The 18876-nt window shown below is 63.2% G+C and carries 16 protein-coding genes; 9 read left to right on the plus strand and 7 right to left on the minus strand.

The annotated features are described in order from the left end of the window. Nucleotides 1-128 precede the first annotated feature (128 nt). From C8K18_RS27330 to C8K18_RS27345, 4 genes are all read right to left on the minus strand, one after another. Nucleotides 129-773 carry a response regulator transcription factor gene (locus tag C8K18_RS27330; protein ID WP_053857495.1) on the minus strand — a complete coding sequence of 215 codons (645 nt, stop codon included), beginning with the start codon at nt 771-773 and terminating at the stop codon, nt 129-131. 119 nt (nt 774-892) lie between these two features. Next, nucleotides 893-1582 (minus strand): response regulator transcription factor, encoded by a 690-nt coding sequence (locus C8K18_RS27335; protein ID WP_006047997.1) that lies wholly within the window; start codon nt 1580-1582, stop codon nt 893-895. Nucleotides 1583-1718: 136 nt separating this feature from the next. Next, a complete protein-coding gene (locus tag C8K18_RS27340; RefSeq protein ID WP_081653053.1) occupies nt 1719-2447 on the minus strand; it encodes a response regulator transcription factor in 729 nt (242 codons plus the stop codon). Nucleotides 2448-2724: 277 nt separating this feature from the next. Continuing rightward, a complete protein-coding gene (locus tag C8K18_RS27345) occupies nt 2725-4248 on the minus strand; it encodes an MFS transporter (protein WP_107710487.1) in 1524 nt (507 codons plus the stop codon). Between the two features lie 94 nt (nt 4249-4342). Here C8K18_RS27345 and C8K18_RS27350 point away from each other — a divergent pair, with 94 nt between their 5' ends. The 7 genes from C8K18_RS27350 to C8K18_RS27375 all read left to right on the plus strand — a co-directional run bounded on the left by C8K18_RS27350 (nt 4343) and on the right by C8K18_RS27375 (nt 10857). Next, nucleotides 4343-5230, plus strand: a complete 888-nt coding sequence (locus tag C8K18_RS27350) for a LysR family transcriptional regulator (protein ID WP_029970501.1) — start codon at nt 4343-4345, stop codon at nt 5228-5230. A 366-nt stretch (nt 5231-5596) separates the two neighbouring features. Beyond that, a complete protein-coding gene (locus C8K18_RS27355) occupies nt 5597-6277 on the plus strand; it encodes a c-type cytochrome (protein ID WP_216649265.1) in 681 nt (226 codons plus the stop codon). Beyond that, nucleotides 6274-7614 (plus strand): cytochrome c, encoded by a 1341-nt coding sequence (locus tag C8K18_RS27360; RefSeq protein ID WP_029970504.1) that lies wholly within the window; start codon nt 6274-6276, stop codon nt 7612-7614. Before C8K18_RS27355 ends, C8K18_RS27360 begins: the two co-directional genes overlap by 4 nt. Before the next feature lie 67 nt (nt 7615-7681). Next, complete coding sequence (locus C8K18_RS33410) at nt 7682-7858, plus strand: hypothetical protein (protein WP_165919865.1); 177 nt, start codon at nt 7682-7684, stop codon at nt 7856-7858. A 2-nt stretch (nt 7859-7860) separates the two neighbouring features. Beyond that, nucleotides 7861-8439, plus strand: coding sequence for a cytochrome c oxidase subunit II (locus C8K18_RS27365; protein WP_006048004.1), 579 nt, complete (start codon nt 7861-7863; stop codon nt 8437-8439). Beyond that, nucleotides 8426-10051, plus strand: coding sequence for a b(o/a)3-type cytochrome-c oxidase subunit 1 (locus C8K18_RS27370; protein ID WP_006048005.1), 1626 nt, complete (start codon nt 8426-8428; stop codon nt 10049-10051). The genes C8K18_RS27365 and C8K18_RS27370 overlap by 14 nt, the downstream gene beginning before the upstream one ends. After that, nucleotides 10048-10857 (plus strand): c-type cytochrome, encoded by an 810-nt coding sequence (locus C8K18_RS27375; protein ID WP_029970505.1) that lies wholly within the window; start codon nt 10048-10050, stop codon nt 10855-10857. Before C8K18_RS27370 ends, C8K18_RS27375 begins: the two co-directional genes overlap by 4 nt. A 144-nt stretch (nt 10858-11001) precedes the next feature. Here C8K18_RS27375 and C8K18_RS27380 read toward each other — a convergent pair whose 3' ends face one another. Further along, nucleotides 11002-12660 carry a methyl-accepting chemotaxis protein gene (locus C8K18_RS27380; RefSeq protein WP_053857489.1) on the minus strand — a complete coding sequence of 553 codons (1659 nt, stop codon included), beginning with the start codon at nt 12658-12660 and terminating at the stop codon, nt 11002-11004. A gap of 301 nt (nt 12661-12961) precedes the next feature. Between C8K18_RS27380 and C8K18_RS27385 the strand changes: the two genes are divergently transcribed. Further along, nucleotides 12962-13762 carry a DUF4239 domain-containing protein gene (locus C8K18_RS27385; protein WP_006048008.1) on the plus strand — a complete coding sequence of 267 codons (801 nt, stop codon included), beginning with the start codon at nt 12962-12964 and terminating at the stop codon, nt 13760-13762. Nucleotides 13763-13827: 65 nt separating this feature from the next. On the opposite strand, the gene C8K18_RS27390 is transcribed toward C8K18_RS27385, so the two are convergent. Both C8K18_RS27390 and C8K18_RS27395 read right to left on the minus strand, forming a co-directional pair. Continuing rightward, nucleotides 13828-14376: a single-stranded DNA-binding protein gene (locus tag C8K18_RS27390; RefSeq protein WP_029969722.1), complete on the minus strand. Its 549-nt coding sequence runs from the start codon at nt 14374-14376 to the stop codon at nt 13828-13830. Nucleotides 14377-14537: 161 nt separating this feature from the next. Then, complete coding sequence (locus C8K18_RS27395) at nt 14538-15725, minus strand: MFS transporter (RefSeq protein WP_029969720.1); 1188 nt, start codon at nt 15723-15725, stop codon at nt 14538-14540. A 244-nt stretch (nt 15726-15969) separates the two neighbouring features. Between C8K18_RS27395 and uvrA the strand changes: the two genes are divergently transcribed. Continuing rightward, the gene (gene uvrA, locus C8K18_RS27400; protein WP_107710488.1) at nt 15970-18843 is read left to right on the plus strand and encodes an excinuclease ABC subunit UvrA; all 2874 of its coding nucleotides are present in this window, start codon (nt 15970-15972) and stop codon (nt 18841-18843) included. The last annotated feature ends 33 nt before the right edge of the window (nt 18844-18876 follow it).

Raw genomic sequence — 18876 nt, forward strand, 5'->3', positions numbered from 1 at the left:
AGGCTAACGTCAGCAAAGGCCGAAGCTAATTCGCAACTATGTAGCGGCGAGGCGCGTCTACCAATCAGAAGAGTCCTAATTTCAGGACCGCGAGATGTCGGTATAGGGGCGTGGCGCCAGCAGGTCGCCTAGACCAGTCCGATTTGCCGCGCGTACTCGATGAGGTCGGATTCCGTCTCGAGACCCAGCTTGCGCATGGCGGTGCGCTTCTGAGTGCTAATGGTTTTTCCGCTGCGCTCGAGACGCTTCGCGATTTCGTGCACAGCGAGACCTTGCGTATAGAGCTGAAATACTTCCCATTCGCGCGCGCTGAGAACGCTGGCACGTAGTTGCGGCGGCGTCTCGCTGATCTCCAATACATTGCGCACCCGATCCGACAGATAGACGCCGCCCGACATTGCTGCACGGATCGCGTCGATCAACGCTGCTGTCGTGTCGCGCTTGTCCACTATCGCGCTGACGCCGAGGTGTAACAGCCCTGACAGCATATGCGCGTGGCAAATCATGGTGAGGACGACGACAGGCGGATGCGCGCGTCCTCGCAACACGCGGCGCAGGAACGACACGGCGTTGCTCCCGCCGTCCAGTCCGGGCATTCCGATGTCGGATATGACGACGTCGCACTCGCAGATGTCGAGCAATTCGGCGAGCCCGTGGGTGTCGGCCGCCTGCCCGACGATCTCGATTTTCGATGTGGCCTGCAGCAACCGCGTCACGCCGACGCGAACACAGTCGTGGTCGTCCGCCACGATAACGCGGATTTTGTCTGTCATTGTTTTCTTGACTTATCGACTGGCTGCCCAATACGAGATGTACTTCCCCAGGCAACGCCAATCCATTTTTTGTTCGCCGCGCCGGCCCGGCGCGACGTCCACTTGTAGCTATCGGTGCGCTAACGGCCTTCGGTGTGCGTCTCCGACACCACGCCATGCTCGACCGCGAACCGGAACAGTTCCGCGTCGCTATTTAACGAAAGCTTGCGCATGGCCGTACATTTCTGAGCGCTGATCGTCTTGACGCTGCGCCCGAGCCGGCCCGCAATTTCGGTGACGCCGAGCCCCGACGCGTACTGAGTGAATACTTCCAGCTCGCGCCGCGACAACACCGAACGCACGAAGTCGAGCCGCTGCATCGCCGCTGCCTTGGTAATGAGCGTGCGCACCGCCGGTCCCAGATAGCATTCGCCCGCGAGCGCCGTGACGATTGCCACGTGGATCAGATCGATACGGTCGCGCTTGCTGATAAGCGCGTCCACGCCGAGCGAGATCACGCTTTGCAGCGCCGCGGCCTCGGTCTCCATGGTGAGCACGATGAGCGCGACGTCAGGATAGCGCCTCCTGAACTGCCGCACGGCCTCGACTCCGCTGCCGTCTGCGCCGCCTGGCATGTACAGATCCATGAGCACGAGGTCACAGCCTGTGCGGTCGACCTCGGCAAAGAGCTCGGTCGCGTCGGCCGCGCGGCCGACGACCTCCATGCTCGGGTAGCCGCCTATCAGATTTTCGATCGCCAGCAGGACGAGCGGATGATCGTCCGCGATGATCGCCCGGACCGGTGTGCTTATTGCAGCGGTGTCGCCCATCGTCTACCTCTTCTCCATGTTCTGACTCCCGTCACCGTGTCCCGCGCAACCGGTCCCGCTTGATCATCAAGCATTACGATGGCCTTAAACATAAGATCGGTCCGAAACAACTTCAAAAACCGGATCGATTAATTGCTTAGCTATGCGATCCAATCTTAAGAATTTCGCTGGACCTGATGCACGAGAATAAACCAGGATCGTTAGTAACGCCAAGTTTTGTCATTGCTTCACGCTTTCGCCGAATAACAGTGCGGCGATGACATCCGAGAGCAGCGGCAATTTCCGCAATTGAGTGGCCTTCTACGAACATCCTGACGACCGTCGTCTGCATTCCCGACAGCGGAAGCGCCATCTTCCGATCGCAACCCGTCTCCGGTCTTGCGAGAAGTCTCGCAATCGAACTTCCGATATATCGCGCGCCGCTTGCAGGTTCGTCGATCGCGCGCCACAGTTCGCGCGTCGACTCGCTCTTGCTTAGCAAGCTAACAGCGCCGTCCGCTGCAAGCGCGTGGAGAAGCGCAGGGTTGGTTGTCGTCGACATGACGACGATGCGCAGGCCCGGCCACTCGGCCTGGATATGGCGGATGAGGTGCAATTCGTCTTCGATGAGGCCGGCGGGATCGGGCATCGACAGATCCGTAACCAGCACGTCGCACGGCGTGCGCCGCAGCAGTTCGATCAATGTCGTGGGACTGCCGGCCTGCCCGACGATCGCGACGCCGGCACGCGTCTCAAGCATGCTTCTGACACCAAGCAGAACGAACGGATGATCGTCGGCAAGAACAATTCGAATGTTCACTAGGATTTTCTCGCGCTGAATGTAGGAATAGTTATCAGATACGCAGAACAGATTAAGACGCTCCACGCGTGTCCCGCCGCGGACACATTTGAATGTGAGCGCGCGGCACAACCATAAAATCACCACCCCGCGCAAAACTAAAATCGGAGCGCTCCTAATCCTGTAGTGAATCGAACCGCCAAAGGCTTAAATACCCAAAGTGAATAATTCGCGAAGGTCTACGCGGGGGAGATTGGCGCGCAAACCAGGCGCCATTAACACCGTCTTGCACACCGGCTTGCGCGGCGCCCAGATAAACGTCGCGCGAAATGGAAATACGCTGTGTGAAAATTCTTAACCCACGTCAACAGGTTTGCGTCACGCGCGCCGAATCCATGCGCGCAGCGCGCGGGAAAACCGGCAGCGCGAGCAACGCGCTCACACTCGCGACCGCCCACACCATCGGCCACGATCCGAGCGAGAGCAGCGGCGGAATCGCAAGCGGCGTCAGAAAAAGCGTGAGGAAAACGCAGGTATTGCCGATCGCGAGCGCAGTACCTGCGCGGTTCGTGCCGGCGAGCGTCGCGAGCTCGGTGAACGCGACGCCGTGCCATGCGGACGCGCTCACGCCGCCGAGCACGATCATTGACGCGAGGATCATCGTGACCGGCGTGAGCGCGACGTGCTGCATGCCGGCGACGCCGGTCGCGAGGGCAAGCGCGGCGAACAGTACGGCCGTGAGCAGACTGCAGCCGCGCATGTAGGCGCGCCGATTGCCGTGCCGATCCGTCCACCTGCCGCTGCAGACGCGCGCGATCGCCGCGCCGGCCTGCACCGCCGCCATCGCCACGCTGATCGTCAGCACGTCGGCGTGACCGAAGTCATGGAGAAACACGGTTCCGAACGTGACGACGGCAAGCTGCGGCACGCAAAGCGCGCCCGCTCCGAGCGCGACGCGCCAGATGCCGATTTCGCGCAGCGGCGAGGGGGTTTTGGCTTGGCTGGTGTTGGCACCGTTTGCGTTGGCGCCGTTGGTGTTGGCATGCACGGCACGTCCGCCGCCCGCCGCATCGGCTGCTCGTACTGCACGTCCGCCACGCACCGCACGCGCACCTTGCGCGGCACCGTCAGCACGTACGATACCCACCGCGTCTACGGCACGCTGACCATTCGCATCGCCCGCAGCCTCTGCCGCATCCTCTGTCCTCGCACGATGCGCCGCGCCTCCATACGCCGCGCCCGCATCGCCGTCCACAACATGCGCCGGTTCATGCAGCCATCGCCATGCGAACCCCGCCGTTATCGCGCAACCCAGCGCCAGCACCGCATAAACGCTCACGAAGCCGAACCTCGACGCGAGCGCCGGCAACAGCAGCGCGCCAAGTCCACCGCCCGCCGGCACCGCTGTTTGACGAATGCTCATGGCCAGTCCGCGCTCGCCTTCACGAAACCACGCCATCACCGCGCGGCCGCTCGATCCGTTGACGCTGCCGCCGAGCAGGCCGACCAGCAGCAAGCCGAGCGCCAGCGTCGTGACGTGAGGCACATGCGAGCCGAGCGGCGCTGCGAAGAGCGCAAGGCCGGCGAGCGCCGCCGCGGTGGACAGCAGTCCCAGCAACAGCACGCGACGGTCGCCCCAGCGGTCCGTCAAGAGTCCCCACGGCAGTTCACTGACCGCGATGCCCAAACCAAGCATGCCAAGCACGAGGCCGAGTCCCTCGTTGCCGAGGTGATAACCCGAGCGCAAATAAACAGCCGTCGTAGGAATGCCCGAGAAAGCCGCCGAAAAGCTCGCGTTCGCCGCGAAACCGACGCCCAGCACCTTCCATTTGTGGCTCGCCGCGCGTCCGCCGATGACCAAGCCGCTTGCCGATAACCCGTTTGCCATGATTCCTCCGCGATGATTTCGGAGGTATCCTACGGCGACGGCTTCCATCGGAAAAGCCGGAAATACAGATGCCATCAATCGGAACAAACGAAACATGAGCCAGCGCGGATTCGACCTGACGCAACTGCGCACCTTCGTCGCCGTCGCGGAATCGGGCAGCGTGTCGGCAGGGGCGGAGCGCGTTTTCCTGTCGCAATCGTCGGTTAGCGAGCAACTGAAAAAACTCGAGGAACGCGTCGGCCAGCCGCTCTTCGTACGCAGCAAGCAAGGCGTGAGCGCGACGCCTGCGGGCAGCCGCCTGCTCGAACACGCGCGGCGCATCATCGCAATGAGCGAAGCGGCGTTCGAAGACCTGCAAGGCCGCTCGCTCGACGGCGAATTGCGCATCGCGATCACCGACTATTACCGCCCGCACGACATCGCCCGCATCCTCAAGACGTTTTCCGAGCAGCATCCGCGTCTGAAGCTGCATGTCACCGTCTTGCCGAGCGCCGTGATCGACAGCCACGCCGCCGACGACGCCTCGTTCGACATCGGCCTCTCATTGCGGCTCGTCACCGGCAACTCGCGAGCGGGCGTCCGGCGCGGCGCTGCACAAAGCACCGTGGTCAGGCGTGAGAAGCTGCTGTGGGTCAGCGCCGCCGATGCGAGTCCGCGCCCCGCCTCGCCGTATCAACTGGTGCTGCTGCCGTCGAGTTGCCAGTTGCAGCGCTTCGTCGTCAAACTGCTCGACGAAAACAAGGTGCCCTATGTGGTGTCCCACTCGGCTTCGGGCGTGGCCGGATTGCAGCTCGCGTTAAAGGCGGGGCTCGGCATCTCGTGCCTGAACGAATCGTCGATTGGCGCGGGCGTGATCGCGTGCCCGCCCGGCATCGGCTTGCCCGCATTGCCTGCCGTCGAATTCCATCTATTGCCGGGCCGAATTGGCGAAAGCGAACGCGTGAGCAATGCGCGCCTAGCGTTGATGCGGCTCTTCAGTTAAGCACATCGGACTGTCACATTCGCCCGCTGTGGAATTTGCGTGCAGTGCGAATTGAAGCATTGAAAGCGCTTTGAAGCGCATCTATGATGGTCAGAGACGAATCAACGAGCCGCCGTCTTCGGCACATACACGCGCTTGCTTGATTTGAATCAAGCAATTGCATCGCAATGGCGAATCAACTTTATTGTCCAGAATAAGCTTCCCTTCGCAGTCTGTGCTGTCGTAAGAGAGAAAGTGATAGACCCGCTGTGCGTGGTGACTGGAAAGCAGCCCAGTCGCGAATGCGGGCGAAGCAAGCCGACAAAAAAACGTTTCCCAGCGAGGCCCGACGTGCATCGTAGAGCTTGGGGATTTGCCATTGTGTTTATGCTCCATCTCTTATGGAGCGGCGCCGCGCTAGCGGCCGGCAATGCAGCCGGCGCAATGCCTTCGGCCATGGACGAGCGCGTGCGCGCCTGCACCTCTTGTCATGGCGTGCAAGGTCAGGGCCTCAATAACGACTACTTCCCGCGCATCGCCGGCAAGCCCGCCGACTATCTCTTCAATCAACTCATCGCATTCCGCGACGGCGGCCGTACCTATCCGCCGATGGGTTACCTGGTCGCATTTCTGCCCGACGAGTATTTGCACAAGATCAGCGAGTACTTCGCCGATCTTCAGCCGCCCTATCCGAATGCCGATCATTCCGACGTCTCGCCCGCGGTGCTCGCCGCCGGTCAGCGGCTCGTGACGCAAGGCGATCCGGCGCGCAAGATTCCCGCGTGCATCGCGTGTCATGGCGCGCGCATGACCGGCCAGCAGCCGGGCATTCCCGGCCTGCTCGGTTTGCACGCGAGCTATATCGCGGGGCAGATGGGCACCTGGCGTTCGGGCACACGCCACGCGCTCGCGCCGGATTGCATGCACTCGATCGCCGTGAAGCTGACCGACAAGGACATCACCGCAGTATCCACGTGGCTCGCGCGCCAACCGCGTCCAGCCGATCCGCGGCCCGCGCCGGCATCGGCGGAGCGCTTGCCTCTCGCATGCGGGAGCCAACCGCAATGAAACCGACACTTCGTCCGCCTCGCACGCCGATGCGCCGCCGCTTCGCGCTGCTCGCCGCCGCGGCGCTCGTATGCGGCAGCGCGATGCTTGCGCGCATGGCCGTGCCGTTGCCGCTCGTCGTCGCCGAAGCTCGCGCTGCGGAAAGCGCAGCAGTTCAACCCGGCGCAGCCGCCGACACGCGTCCCGACATCGTCAAGCGCGGCGAGTACCTTGCGCGCGCGGGCGACTGCGTGGCCTGCCACACGGCGCCGCGCGGCAGACTGTTTGCGGGCGGCCTCGCGATGGAAACGCCGTTCGGCACGCTCTATTCGCCGAACATCACGCCGGACGCGCAATACGGCATCGGCACATGGAGCGAGGACGCGTTCTTCCGGATGATGCGCACCGGCATCACGCCCGAAGGCAAGCTGCTTTATCCGGCGATGCCGATTGCGCAGTACACCAAAGTCACGCGCGAGGACTCGGACGCGATCTTCGCTTATCTGAAGTCCGTCGAACCGGTGCGCGAGGCGAACCACAAGCACACGCTGCGCTTCCCGTTCAATCAGCGCAAATTGCTATATGGCTGGCGCACGCTGTATTTCCGCGAAGGCGAGTTCAAGCCCGATCCGACTCGTTCGGTCGAATGGAATCGCGGCGCGTATCTGGTCGAAGGACTCGGGCACTGCACGATGTGCCACACCAAGATCAACATGCTCGGCGGCTCGTCGCAAAGCGAGCAGTTTGCCGGCGGGCTGATTCCGGTGCAGAACTGGTATGCGCCCTCGCTCACTTCCGACAAGGACGGCGGCCTCGGCGACTGGAGCATCAAGGACATCGTCGATCTGCTGCAAGCGGGTATCTCGGACCGTGGCGCGGTGTATGGCCCGATGGCCGAGGTCACCTACCACAGCCTGCAATACATGACCGACGAAGACGCCAAGGCCATGGCCGCGTATCTGAAGACGCTGCCGGACAATCGCGGCCGCAAGTCCGGGCCGTCGGCGGCGACCAACACCAACGTATTCGCGCTCGGCGAAAAGATCTACGCCGACAAGTGCGCGCTGTGCCACGGCGCAAAAGGCGAAGGCAAGCTGCAGCACTATCCGCCGCTCGCCGCGAACCAGTCGATCGAAATGGACTCCGCGGTGAACCCGATCCGCATCGTGCTGAACGGCGGCTTCCCGCCTGGCACGCGACGCAACCCGGAGCCCTACGGCATGCCGCCTTTCGCGCAGGAGTTGAACGACACCGAAGCCGCCGCCGTCGTGACGTATATCCGCACCGCGTGGGGCAACCACGGCAAGCCCGTGACCGCACGCGAAGTCAACGAACTGCGCAAGGCGCCGCTGCATTAGCGCGGCACGTCCCGTAGCGGCAGCAGCCGCGATTGAACCGCCGCATCGGAAACTGGAGAAGCCCTTGATGGAAGCGAACGATACCCGCACCGCGGGCCCATCCACGGATGAAGACGTCGAACGCGTGGTGGCCGCCGGTCCGCACGGCGCCGTTGCGGTGGCGGGCGTGGCTACGCTGATCGTCATGGCGATCTGGTTCGGCTTCTACTTCCTCGTGTTTCTGCCGCGCGGCGTCGTGCACTGATCATGTCCACCGAACCGCAACCTCAACATCCACCAGGCAGCGGCCACGCGGTCGCGCTGCGCGCCGAACGCCGCTGGGCGATCTTCGTCAGCGCGTTGATCGTGCTCATGCTCGCCGTGATCGTGTACTCCGGACTGCATTGGGCGATGATGCCGCCGTCGCGCGTGGAAACCATCGACCCGTCACGCCTGCAACTCTCGGGAGAATTCGTCGAAAACAATCTCGGCAGCGCGGTCGAGCCGGACGGCTCCGTGATCGTGCGTTTCATCGCGCAGCAGTATTCGTTCACGCCGCAGTGCCTGCTTGTGCCCGCGGACACGCCGATCACCATTCGCACGACGAGCGCCGACGTCGTGCACGGCCTGCTCGTCACCGACACCAACATCAACACGATGGTCGTGCCAGGCTACGTCGCGACGCTGAACACGCGCTTCGACGCGCCCGCCGATCACACCATGCCCTGTCACGAGTTCTGCGGCTTCGGTCATCAGGCGATGTGGGCGCATGTGAAGGTGATCGACAAAGCGGCCTTCTTCGAGCAGGCCCGACAAACACGGAGGCTGAGCTGTGTTTCACGCTAAGCGACTCGTTCTCGCGCATTTCTGGCTCGCCTTTATCGCGTTCATCATTGCGCTCTTTCTCGGCGCCTGGCAGATGCTGGTGCGCAGCCCGCTCGCGCCTTGGATCGGCGACCCGGAACTCTACTACCGCTCGGTGACCGCGCACGGCTCGGTGATGGCCTACGTGCTGCCGACGCTGGTGTCGATGGGCTTCGGTTACGCCATCGTCGAGCTTGCGCTCGCGCAGCGCCTCGCCGGCCTCAAGTGGGCATGGGCCGCGTTCATCATGCTGGCGGTCGGCGCGGTGATGGCGATGGTGCCCGTGGCACTCGGCAAAGCCTCGGTGCTCTACACCTTCTATCCGCCGATGATCGGCAGCCCTTTCTATTACCTCGGCGTGGTGCTGGTGGTGGTCGGCTCATGGATCTGGGTCGCGCTGATGCACGTGAATCTGCGTATCTGGAGGCGCGCGAACCCCGGCAAACCGGTGCCGCTTGCGATGTTCGCCAACGTTGCGGGCGCGTACCTGTGGGCGTGGACCGCGGTCGGCGCGGCGCTCGAAATCCTCTTTCAGATTCTGCCGGTCGCGCTCGGCCTCACCAATACGATCGACGCCGGCCTCTCACGCATCCTGTTCTCGTGGACGCTGCACGCGATCGTCTACTTCTGGCTGATTCCCGCATACATCGCGTACTACACGCTGGTGCCGCGAGCCATCGGCGGGCGGCTTTATAGCGATTCGATGGCGCGCGTGTCGTTCATTCTGTTTCTCGTCTTCGCGATGCCGATCGGCATTCACCATCTGTTTGTCGATCCGCAGGTCGGCTCGGGCTTCAAGTTTCTGCACGCGGTCTTCACCGGAATGGTGTCGGTGCCCACGCTGCTGACGGTGTTCACGATTTGCGCGTCGGTGGAAATTGCCGGCAGGCTGCGCGGCGGCAAAGGTGCGTTCGGCTGGCTCACGGCATTGCCCTGGCAGAATCCGATGATGCTCGTCATCGCGTTCTCGTTCGTGATGCTCGGGCTCGGCGGCGCGGGCGGCCTTATCAACATGAGCTATCAGTTGAACTCGACGGTGCACAACACGCAGTGGGTCACCGGGCACTTCCATCTGATTTTCGGCGGCGCGATCGTCATCATGTACTTCGCGATCGCTTATGAATTGTGGCCGCAACTGACGAGCCGCGCGATCGTGTCGGTGAAGCTCGTACGCACGCAGTTGTGGCTATGGTTCATCGGCATGCTGGTGGTCACGCTGCCGTGGCATTACGTCGGGCTGCTCGGCGCGCCGCGCCGCATGGCTTACTACGACTACAAGATGCCGGGACTCGAATCGCAGGCGTTCTGGGTCGGTGTGTCGGCAGTGGGCGGCCTGATTCTCGCGGTATCGGGCGCGCTCTTCATCTACATTCTCGCGAAGTCGCAGTTCGGGCCCGCGGTTGAGCAGCAACGCTTCCGCTTCGCGAGCGCGGTTCATCCGGTGGAACGCGTGCCGGCCGCGCTGAATACCTTCGGCTTGTGGGTCGCCTTGATGATCGGCCTGACCGTCGTCAATTACAGCGTGCCCATCGTTCAATTGCTCAAACTGCCGCAGACTTCGGTGCCCGCGGTCGTCGTCGGAGCCCAGCGATGAATCAGGAACGCGTCTTCAGCTTGCGCAACCCGTGGTTCACGGTGAGCGTCGGCGGCACGCTCGCGATTGCCGTCATCGCGATACTGATCGGCTTTGTCTGGCTGCCTTCGGCGAACAGCGCGTTCGCGGGCCGCGGTTTGTGGGCAACCATCTGCGGCGCGGCGGGCGCGCCGTCGAGTTGGTATGGCGGCGCGAACGTGGCGGGCCCGGCGCCGAGCGACGTGGTCGTGCTGCCGCCGTTGCGGCGCGTGCGGGCCGACGCGGATTCGATCGGGCGCGGCGCGACGATCGCGACGCAGAACTGCTCGATGTGCCACGGCGTGCTCGGCACCGTGCAGGTCACGGCGCCCGCATTGGCAGGTCAATACGCTGATGTGGTCTACAAGGAGTTGCGCGATTATCAGCAGGGTGTGCGGCAAAACTCGATCATGCAGCCGATCGTCGCGGCCCGCAGCGATCAGGATCTGCACGATCTCGCGGCTTACTATGCGTCACTGCCGCGAGGTCCGGCAGCGGAAGTCGCGCCGACCGGCAGCACGCCCGATGCGAACGCCGTGCGGCTCGCGATGCAGGGCGATCCGCAGCGCAATATCGCGCCGTGTGCGGCGTGCCACGGACAGCTCGACCGCAAAGGCTCGGCGCCGTGGCTCGGCGGGCAGTCGTCGATTTATCTGGCCGCGCAAATGCGGGCGTTTGCTTCAGGCGCGCGTCGCAACGACATCAATGAGCAGATGCGCAATGTGACGCGGCAGATGACGTCGGCGGAGATAGATAGTCTTGCGAAGTATTATGCGGCTATGCAGTAAGGCGGGCTTCAGAGGACGTGCGTTGTTCGCGGTGCGTTGCTGGCGGTGCGTTGTTCGCGGTTCGTTCGCCGTGCGGTGCGGCACAGCGCGCCGCCACCTGACGCACCCTACCTCGCCTCACCCGCCAAACCGCTCACAAACGCATCAAGCCGTGGCGAACTCATCCGCCTCGCTTGCGGCAAACTGAGCCGCAACGCCGTTACCGTTACCGCGCCCCAACGCCGCCGTGACCCGCGACGACGAACCACCCTCCGTCTGAAACACAGCCACCGCCGACGTCAACCTTCGCGCCTGTTCCTCCAGCGAACTCGCGGCCGCCGCGGCTTGCTCGACGAGCGCGGCATTCTGCTGCGTGACTTCATCCATTTGCGCGACGGCGAGATTCACCTGGTCGATACCCGCGCTCTGCTCGGTTGCCGCTGCCGCGATCTCGCCCATGATCGAGCTCACACGCGAGATCGCCTGCACGATTTCGCTCATCGTCGAGCCCGAGCGCTCGACCAGTTGCGAGCCGTTTTCGACGCGCGCCGTCGACGCGTCGATCAGCGCCTTGATCTCCTTCGCAGCCGCGGCGCTTCGCTGTGCCAACGAACGCACCTCGCTCGCGACGACCGCAAAACCGCGGCCCTGCTCACCGGCACGCGCCGCCTCGACGGCCGCGTTCAGCGCGAGAATGTTGGTCTGGAAAGCGATCCCTTCGATCACGCCGACAATGTCGGCAATACGCCGCGAGTCGTCGACGATCTCGTGCATCGTGCCGACCACCTTGTCCGCCAGTTCGCCGCCCTGAGCAGCGAGCGTCGATGCGCCTTGGGCGAGCGAACTCGCCTGCTTCGCGTTGTCCGCCGTTTGCTTGACCGTCGACGTAAGCTCTTCGATGCTCGCCGCCGTTTCCTCGAGCGACGCAGCCTGTTCTTCCGTGCGTTGCGACAAATCCGTGTTGCCGGCGGCGATTTCGCTCACGCCGCTGTCGATGGATTCCGTGCCTTGCCGCACTGACGTCACCGTCGCGATCAGCGATTCCTGCATCTTGCGCAGCGCGGCGGCGAGGCGCCCCATTTCGTTATTGCTCGTCACGACGATACGGCCGGTCAGGTCGCCATTCGCGATCCGCTGGAACTGCGCGATGGTGGCATCGACCGGAGTCACGATTGCGCGCACCAGCACCGCGCGGCCGATCAGCGAACCGAGCAGCGACACGACGATGCCGACCGCCACCGTCACGCAGATCGCGTAAAACAGGTCTTGTGCGCTCTGATAGCGCTGCGCGCCGTGATCGAGTTGGAGCTGTTCGAGCGCGAGCATCGCTTTTTCATAGGCGCTGTACAGCGACGGCAGCTTCCGCGCCTGCAATTGCTGGAACGTGGGATGGTCGCCCGCCTTCAACGCGGCGAACGCCGGTTCGACGCCTTCGTGCAGGAACGTGTCGCGCTTCGTCTGCATGTCCTTGATCAGCCGCTGCTCGGTTTCGTCGGCGCTGGCGCGGCTCAAATAGTGGGCGAGGCGTTCGTCGGACGCTTTCTGGTATTGATCGAAGCGCTTGAGCACGGCGTTCGCGCCGTCCTGGTCGTTCAGATCCACCAGCGACGAATAAGTGGCCAGCGCGAGGCGCAGCCGCAGCAACTGCCCGGCGCTGCCTTCAAGATCGGCGACGGCGGGCGTATCGACGGTGTACATCTGCTGCAGCGACGCGTTGCTCGAGCGCAGCGACAGAAGCCCGGCCGCGGCGCCCAGCAGCAGCGCGGCGGCAAAGAACGCGATCATCAAGGTAAGGCAACTGCGAATCGACAGATTTTTCAGCATCGGGCTAGTCTCCATTTGGGCTGCCTGACCGAATACTCAGTGAAAATGTGCCCGGCCACGCGTGCTGCGCCCAAGCCCGTTCGGCATGGTCCGCAACTTTTGTCAGAATTTAAGCGAATGCCACAGATAGGGACTACGGCGAAATAACTGGAAACTTTATGGTGATGACGCAAGCGTTTGCGTCGCATCAACATTTCGACGACGGCAACCGGCCTCGAAGCGCCGCATGGCGGGCCCGCCGGGTTCGTGGCACGCTAGCCGGATGCCGCCTGTCGACGCGAGCGCCACTGGGAGCACTTTTATGTCGGAAATAGGCTCGGCTCTGCTGGTTTTCGTTCTGCTGCTGGTGGCGACGGGGTTCGGCGTGTGGCTGCGGCCGCTGCTGCCCGAGGAGCACAAGGCGCACGAAACGGTGCAACTCGTGCAACTAGTGATCGGCATGCTGGTGACGTTCGCGGCGCTGGTGCTCGGTCTGATGACGGCATCGGCGAAATCGAGCTTCGACACGGCCGCGAACGATTTGCGCACCTACGCCGCCGACATCATCGAGCTGGACACGACGCTCAGGGAGTACGGCAGCGACACGGACGCGGCGCGCAAGCTGTTGCGCGTCTACACGGCGGCGGCCGTTGCATCGACATGGCCGCGCGAGCCGGCGCCGGCCGGCGATTACCCGAAAAACCTCGGCTCGCCCGACAACTCGCAGAAACTGGAAAACGTGCGGCTCGGAGATTTGCTGACGTCGGTCGGCCGGCAATTGCGGCAGTTGCGCGCGCATGACCCGCTGCAACAACACGCACTCGACGACAGCCTCACGCAGTTTCGCCGCGTCGTGGACGCGCGCTGGAAAATTATCGAGGAAGCGCATAGCTCGATTTCGCAGCCGTTCTTCAAGACGCTGACGTTCTGGCTTTGCGTGATCTTCCTGAGCTTCGGGTTGATCGCGCCGCGCAATGCACTGGCGCTAGTGACGATTACGCTCGGGGCTGTGTCGATTGCGTCGGCTATTTATGTGATCGTGGATCTCGATACGCCGCTGACCGGGCCGATCATGATTTCGAGTGCGCCGATGCGGGATGCGTTGGCGCATTTGGGGCGGTGACGACGGCTGGAAAGAAAAAACCCCGCGAGGAAGCGGGGTTTTGCTGGCTTTGCGCTACGGGCCGATCAGAACGGAATATCGTCATCCATCTCATCGAACCCACCGCCGGCCGGCGCGCTCGGACGGCTGGAACCACCACCGCCGCCAGCACCAGCACCACCGCCGCTGCCGCCACGCGAACCGCCGCCCGACATCGCACGGCCGCCGCCGCCACCACCGCTGCGCTCCGACGGCTCGCCGCGGCTATAGCCGCCTTCATCGCCGCCGCCCATCGAGCCGCCGCGGCCGCCCAGCATTTGCATCTGCTCGGCAACGATTTCCGTCGAGTAACGGTCGGTGCCGTCCTGCGCCTGCCACTTGCGGGTGCGAATACGTCCTTCCAGATAGACCGAAGATCCTTTCTTCAAATATTCGGACACGATCTCCGCGAGGCGGCCGAAGAACGACACGCGATGCCATTCGGTGGCTTCCTTCATCTCGCCGGATGCCTTGTCCTTGTACCGATCCGTCGTGGCAAGGCGGATATTCGCCACTGCGTCGCCGCTCGGAAGATAACGGACTTCCGGATCGGCTCCGAGATTGCCGACGAGAATGACCTTGTTCACGGATGCCATGAGTTTCTCCTGTTGATTCCATGTCGGGCGGCGCGGCAATTCGCGGTTCGCGTCTCATGGCCTGCGGGCCGTGGATCGGAATGCGCCTCTGCCCGCCGCCGGGTGAGTTCTGGGTGATGCCGGGATAGGCCCCGAATATGCTGCGTGCGCCGCGAAATTCTTCAGGCCTTGCGCGGCGGCTGTTTCATCTTTGCGGCGATTATAAGCCAGCATAAGACGAGCCCCGAGCACGCAAAAAACACCGTGCTGGGGCCATCCACTTTCAACAGCCAGCCGCCGATCATGCCGCCCAACGCGAGACCGATGGACTGCGTCGTGTTGTACACGCCGGCAGCCGCGCCCTTGCGGTTGCCCGGCGCCAGTTTCGACACCAGCGAAGGCTGCGACGCCTCGAGAATATTGAAGCCGAGAAAGTACACAAAGAGGATGGCCGCCACACTCAGAATCGTATGCGGAGCGACGCCCAATAACAACTGTCCGAACAGGATAAGAGCGATCGCAGAGAGCAGCACGGTTTTCATCTGTCCGCGCTTTTCCGCGGCGATGATCGCCGGCACCATCATCACGAACGAGAGTCCCATGACGGGCAAATACACCTTCCAGTGCGACGCGACCGGCAGGCCGCCCGCTTCGAGAATGCGCGGCACCACGAGGAACAATGCCGTTTGAGTGGCGTGCAAAACGAGCACGCCGAAATTCAGGCGCAGCAGTTCGACGTTGTGCAGCACTTCGGCGAACGGCGCGCGCACATGCACGGGCTTCGGCGCATCGGGCACGACCCACAGCACGACGCCCACGGCCAGGATCGAAAACACGCCGACCAGCGTGAACAGCCCGCTCATGCCGACCCAATGAAAGACGATCGGCGCGCCGACAATCGCCACCGCGAACGACATGCCGATGCTGCCGCCGACCATCGCCATCGCCTTCGTGCGGTGCTCTTCCGCGGTGAGGTCGGCAATAAAAGCAATCACCGCCGACGACACCGCGCCCATGCCCTGAATCACCCGGCCGACGATGATCCACGTCATGTCGTGCGCGCCCGCCGCGACGAAGCTGCCAAGCGCGAAGATCAGGAGCCCCGTCGCGATGACCGGCTTGCGGCCCACCTTGTCGGAGACCCAGCCGTAGAAGATGTACAGCATCGACTGCGTGACGCCGTACGCGCCGAGCGCGATGCCGACGAGCAGCACGTTGTCACCGCCGGGAATCGTCTTCGCGTAGATGGAGAACACCGGCATGATCATGAAGAGACCGAGCATGCGCAGCGCGAAGATGGCGGCAAGCGACACGGTCGCGCGCAGTTCAGGCGCGCTCATGCGTGAAGATGTGGCGGACGGATTGGACATCGGAAGCGTTCTTTGAATGAGCTGGTCGCGGACCGGGCAGCACGGCCGGACGGCTTTCCCGGGAGACGCCTTGCACTGACGGAAAACGGCCCCAGTTAGATTTTTGCCGCAGCGCCTGGCCGCAGTCTTACAGCACGCCTAAGGCCTTGTTGAGGCCGTCAGGAAGCCGTAACGGCGGCCTTGAAAAGTCGTTATAGTAGCAGGTTTAGCCTCTTCCTCTTTCCGCAGTTCATGGAATAAATCCGTGGAACAAATCCGTATTCGTGGGGCTCGCACCCACAACCTGAAGAACGTCAATCTCGACCTACCACGTCACAAGCTCGTCGTTATTACCGGTCTTTCCGGCTCGGGGAAATCGTCGCTCGCGTTCGACACGCTCTATGCGGAAGGACAGCGGCGCTACGTCGAAAGCCTGTCGGCGTACGCGCGTCAATTCCTGCAATTGATGGAAAAGCCCGATGTCGATCTGATCGAGGGCCTGTCGCCGGCCATCTCGATCGAGCAGAAGGCCACCTCGCATAACCCGCGTTCGACGGTCGGCACCGTCACCGAGATTCACGACTACCTGCGGCTATTGTTCGCACGCGTCGGCACGCCCTATTGCCCGGACCACGAAATCCCGCTCGAGGCGCAAAGCGTGTCGCAAATGGTCGACGCGGCGCTCGCGTTGCCGGACGAAACGAAGCTGATGATCCTCGCGCCGGTCGTGGCCGACCGCAAGGGCGAGCACGTCGAACTGTTCGAGGAAATGCAGGCGCAGGGCTTCATCCGTTTCCGTGTGCGCTCGGGCGGCGGCACGGCCAACGAAGGCGCCGCGAAGATCTACGACGTCGACTCGCTGCCGAAGCTGAAGAAGAACGACAAGCACACCATCGACGTGGTCGTGGACCGCCTGAAGGTGCGTCCCGACATGAAGCAGCGTCTCGCGGAATCGTTCGAAACCGCGCTGCGTCTCGCCGACGGCCGCGCGATCGCGCTGGAAATGGACACGGACAAGCAGCATCTGTTCAGTTCCAAGTTCGCGTGCCCGATCTGCTCGTATTCGCTTCAGGAACTGGAGCCGCGGCTCTTCTCGTTTAACAATCCGATGGGCGCGTGCCCGGAATGCGACGGCCTCGGCCAGATTACTTTCTTCGATCCGAAGCGGGTGGTCGCGCATCCGTCGCTGTCGCTTGCGGCTGGCGCGGTGAAGGGCTGGGACCGGCGCAACCAGTTCTACTTCCAGATGCTGCAAAGCCTCGCGGCGTTCTACGATTTCGACATCGACACCGCCGTCGAAGACCTGCCGGAAAAGGTCCGCAAGATCCTGCTGTTCGGCTCGGGCAAGCAGGAAATTCCGTTCTCGTACATCAACGAGCGCGGGCGCGCGTCGGTCCGCGAGCATGTGTTCGAAGGCATCATTCCGAATCTGGAGCGGCGTTACCGCGAAACGGATTCGGCCGCGGTGCGCGAGGAACTCGCCAAGTACCAGAACAATCAGCCGTGCCCCGCGTGCGCGGGCACGCGGCTGCGCCGCGAAGCGCGCTTCGTGCGGATCGGCGCGGACGGCGACGCGCGCGGCATCTACGAAATCAGCGGTTGGCCGTTGCGCGATGCGCTCGGCTACTTCCAGACGCTGCGCCTCGAAGGCTCGAAGCGCGAGATCGCCGACAAGGTCATCAAGGAAATCGTCGCGCGGCTCATGTTCCTGAACAACGTCGGGCTCGATTATCTGTCGCTCGAACGCAGCGCCGAAACGCTGTCGGGCGGCGAGGCGCAGCGCATTCGCCTCGCGTCGCAGATCGGCTCCGGCCTCACCGGCGTGATGTACGTGCTCGACGAGCCGTCCATCGGACTGCATCAGCGCGACAACGACCGGCTGATCTCCACGCTCAAGCATCTGCGCGATCTGGGCAACTCGGTGATCGTGGTCGAGCACGACGAAGACATGATCCGCATGGCCGACTACGTGGTCGACATGGGTCCGGGCGCGGGCGAGCATGGCGGCATGGTGATCGCCGAGGGCACGCCGAAGCAGGTGCAGGCCAATGCGGCTTCGATGACGGGGCAGTACATGTCCGGCGCGCGCACCATCGAGTATCCGGACGAGCGCAAGGACCCGGACGAGCGGCATCTGCGCATCGTCGAGGCGCACGGCAACAATCTGCGGCACGTCACGCTCGATCTGCCGGTCGGGCTGCTGACGTGCGTGACCGGCGTGTCGGGCTCGGGCAAGTCGACGCTCATCAACGACACGCTGTATCAGGCGGTCGCGCATCACCTTTATGGGTCGTCCACGGAGCCCGCGCCGTACGAGTCGATCGAGGGACTGGAGCATTTCGACAAGGTGATCAACGTCGACCAGTCGCCGATCGGCCGCACGCCGCGCTCCAATCCGGCCACTTACACGGGCCTCTTCACGCCGATCCGCGAACTGTTCGCGGGCGTCCCCTCCGCCAAGGAGCGCGGCTACGACCCGGGGCGTTTCTCGTTCAACGTGAAGGGCGGCCGCTGCGAGTCCTGTCAGGGCGATGGCGTGCTGAAGGTCGAAATGCACTTTCTGCCGGACGTGTACGTGCCTTGCGACGTCTGCCACGGCAAGCGCTACAACCGCGAAACGCTCGACGTGCAGTACAAAGGCAAGAACATCAGCGAAGTGCTCGACATGACCGTCGAGCACGCGTACGAGTTCTTCAGGCCGGTGCCGGTCGTCGCGCGCAAGCTGAAAACCTTGCTCGACGTGGGCCTCGGCTATATCCGGCTGGGGCAGTCCGCGACCACGCTGTCGGGCGGCGAGGCGCAGCGCGTCAAACTATCCCTGGAACTGAGCAAGCGTGATACCGGTCGCACGCTATACATTCTCGACGAACCCACGACCGGGTTGCACTTTCATGACATTGCGCTGCTGCTGGAAGTTATTCATCGGTTACGCGACCAGGGTAATACCGTCGTGATCATCGAGCATAATCTCGATGTAATCAAAACTGCCGACTGGGTCATCGACATGGGTCCGGAAGGCGGCGCGGGCGGCGGCCAGATCATCGCGCAAGGCACGCCCGAGCAGATCGCGAAGTCCAAAGCAAGTTTTACCGGTAGATACCTGGCGCCTTTGCTGAAACGCGCGGCCAGTAAAAAGTAACGCTGCACAACACGGGTTGGAGACGGATAAGCC

Origin of the sequence: Paraburkholderia sp. GV068, from assembly GCF_003058125.1 — a bacterium.
Taxonomy (GTDB): Bacteria; Pseudomonadota; Gammaproteobacteria; order Burkholderiales; family Burkholderiaceae; genus Paraburkholderia; species Paraburkholderia graminis.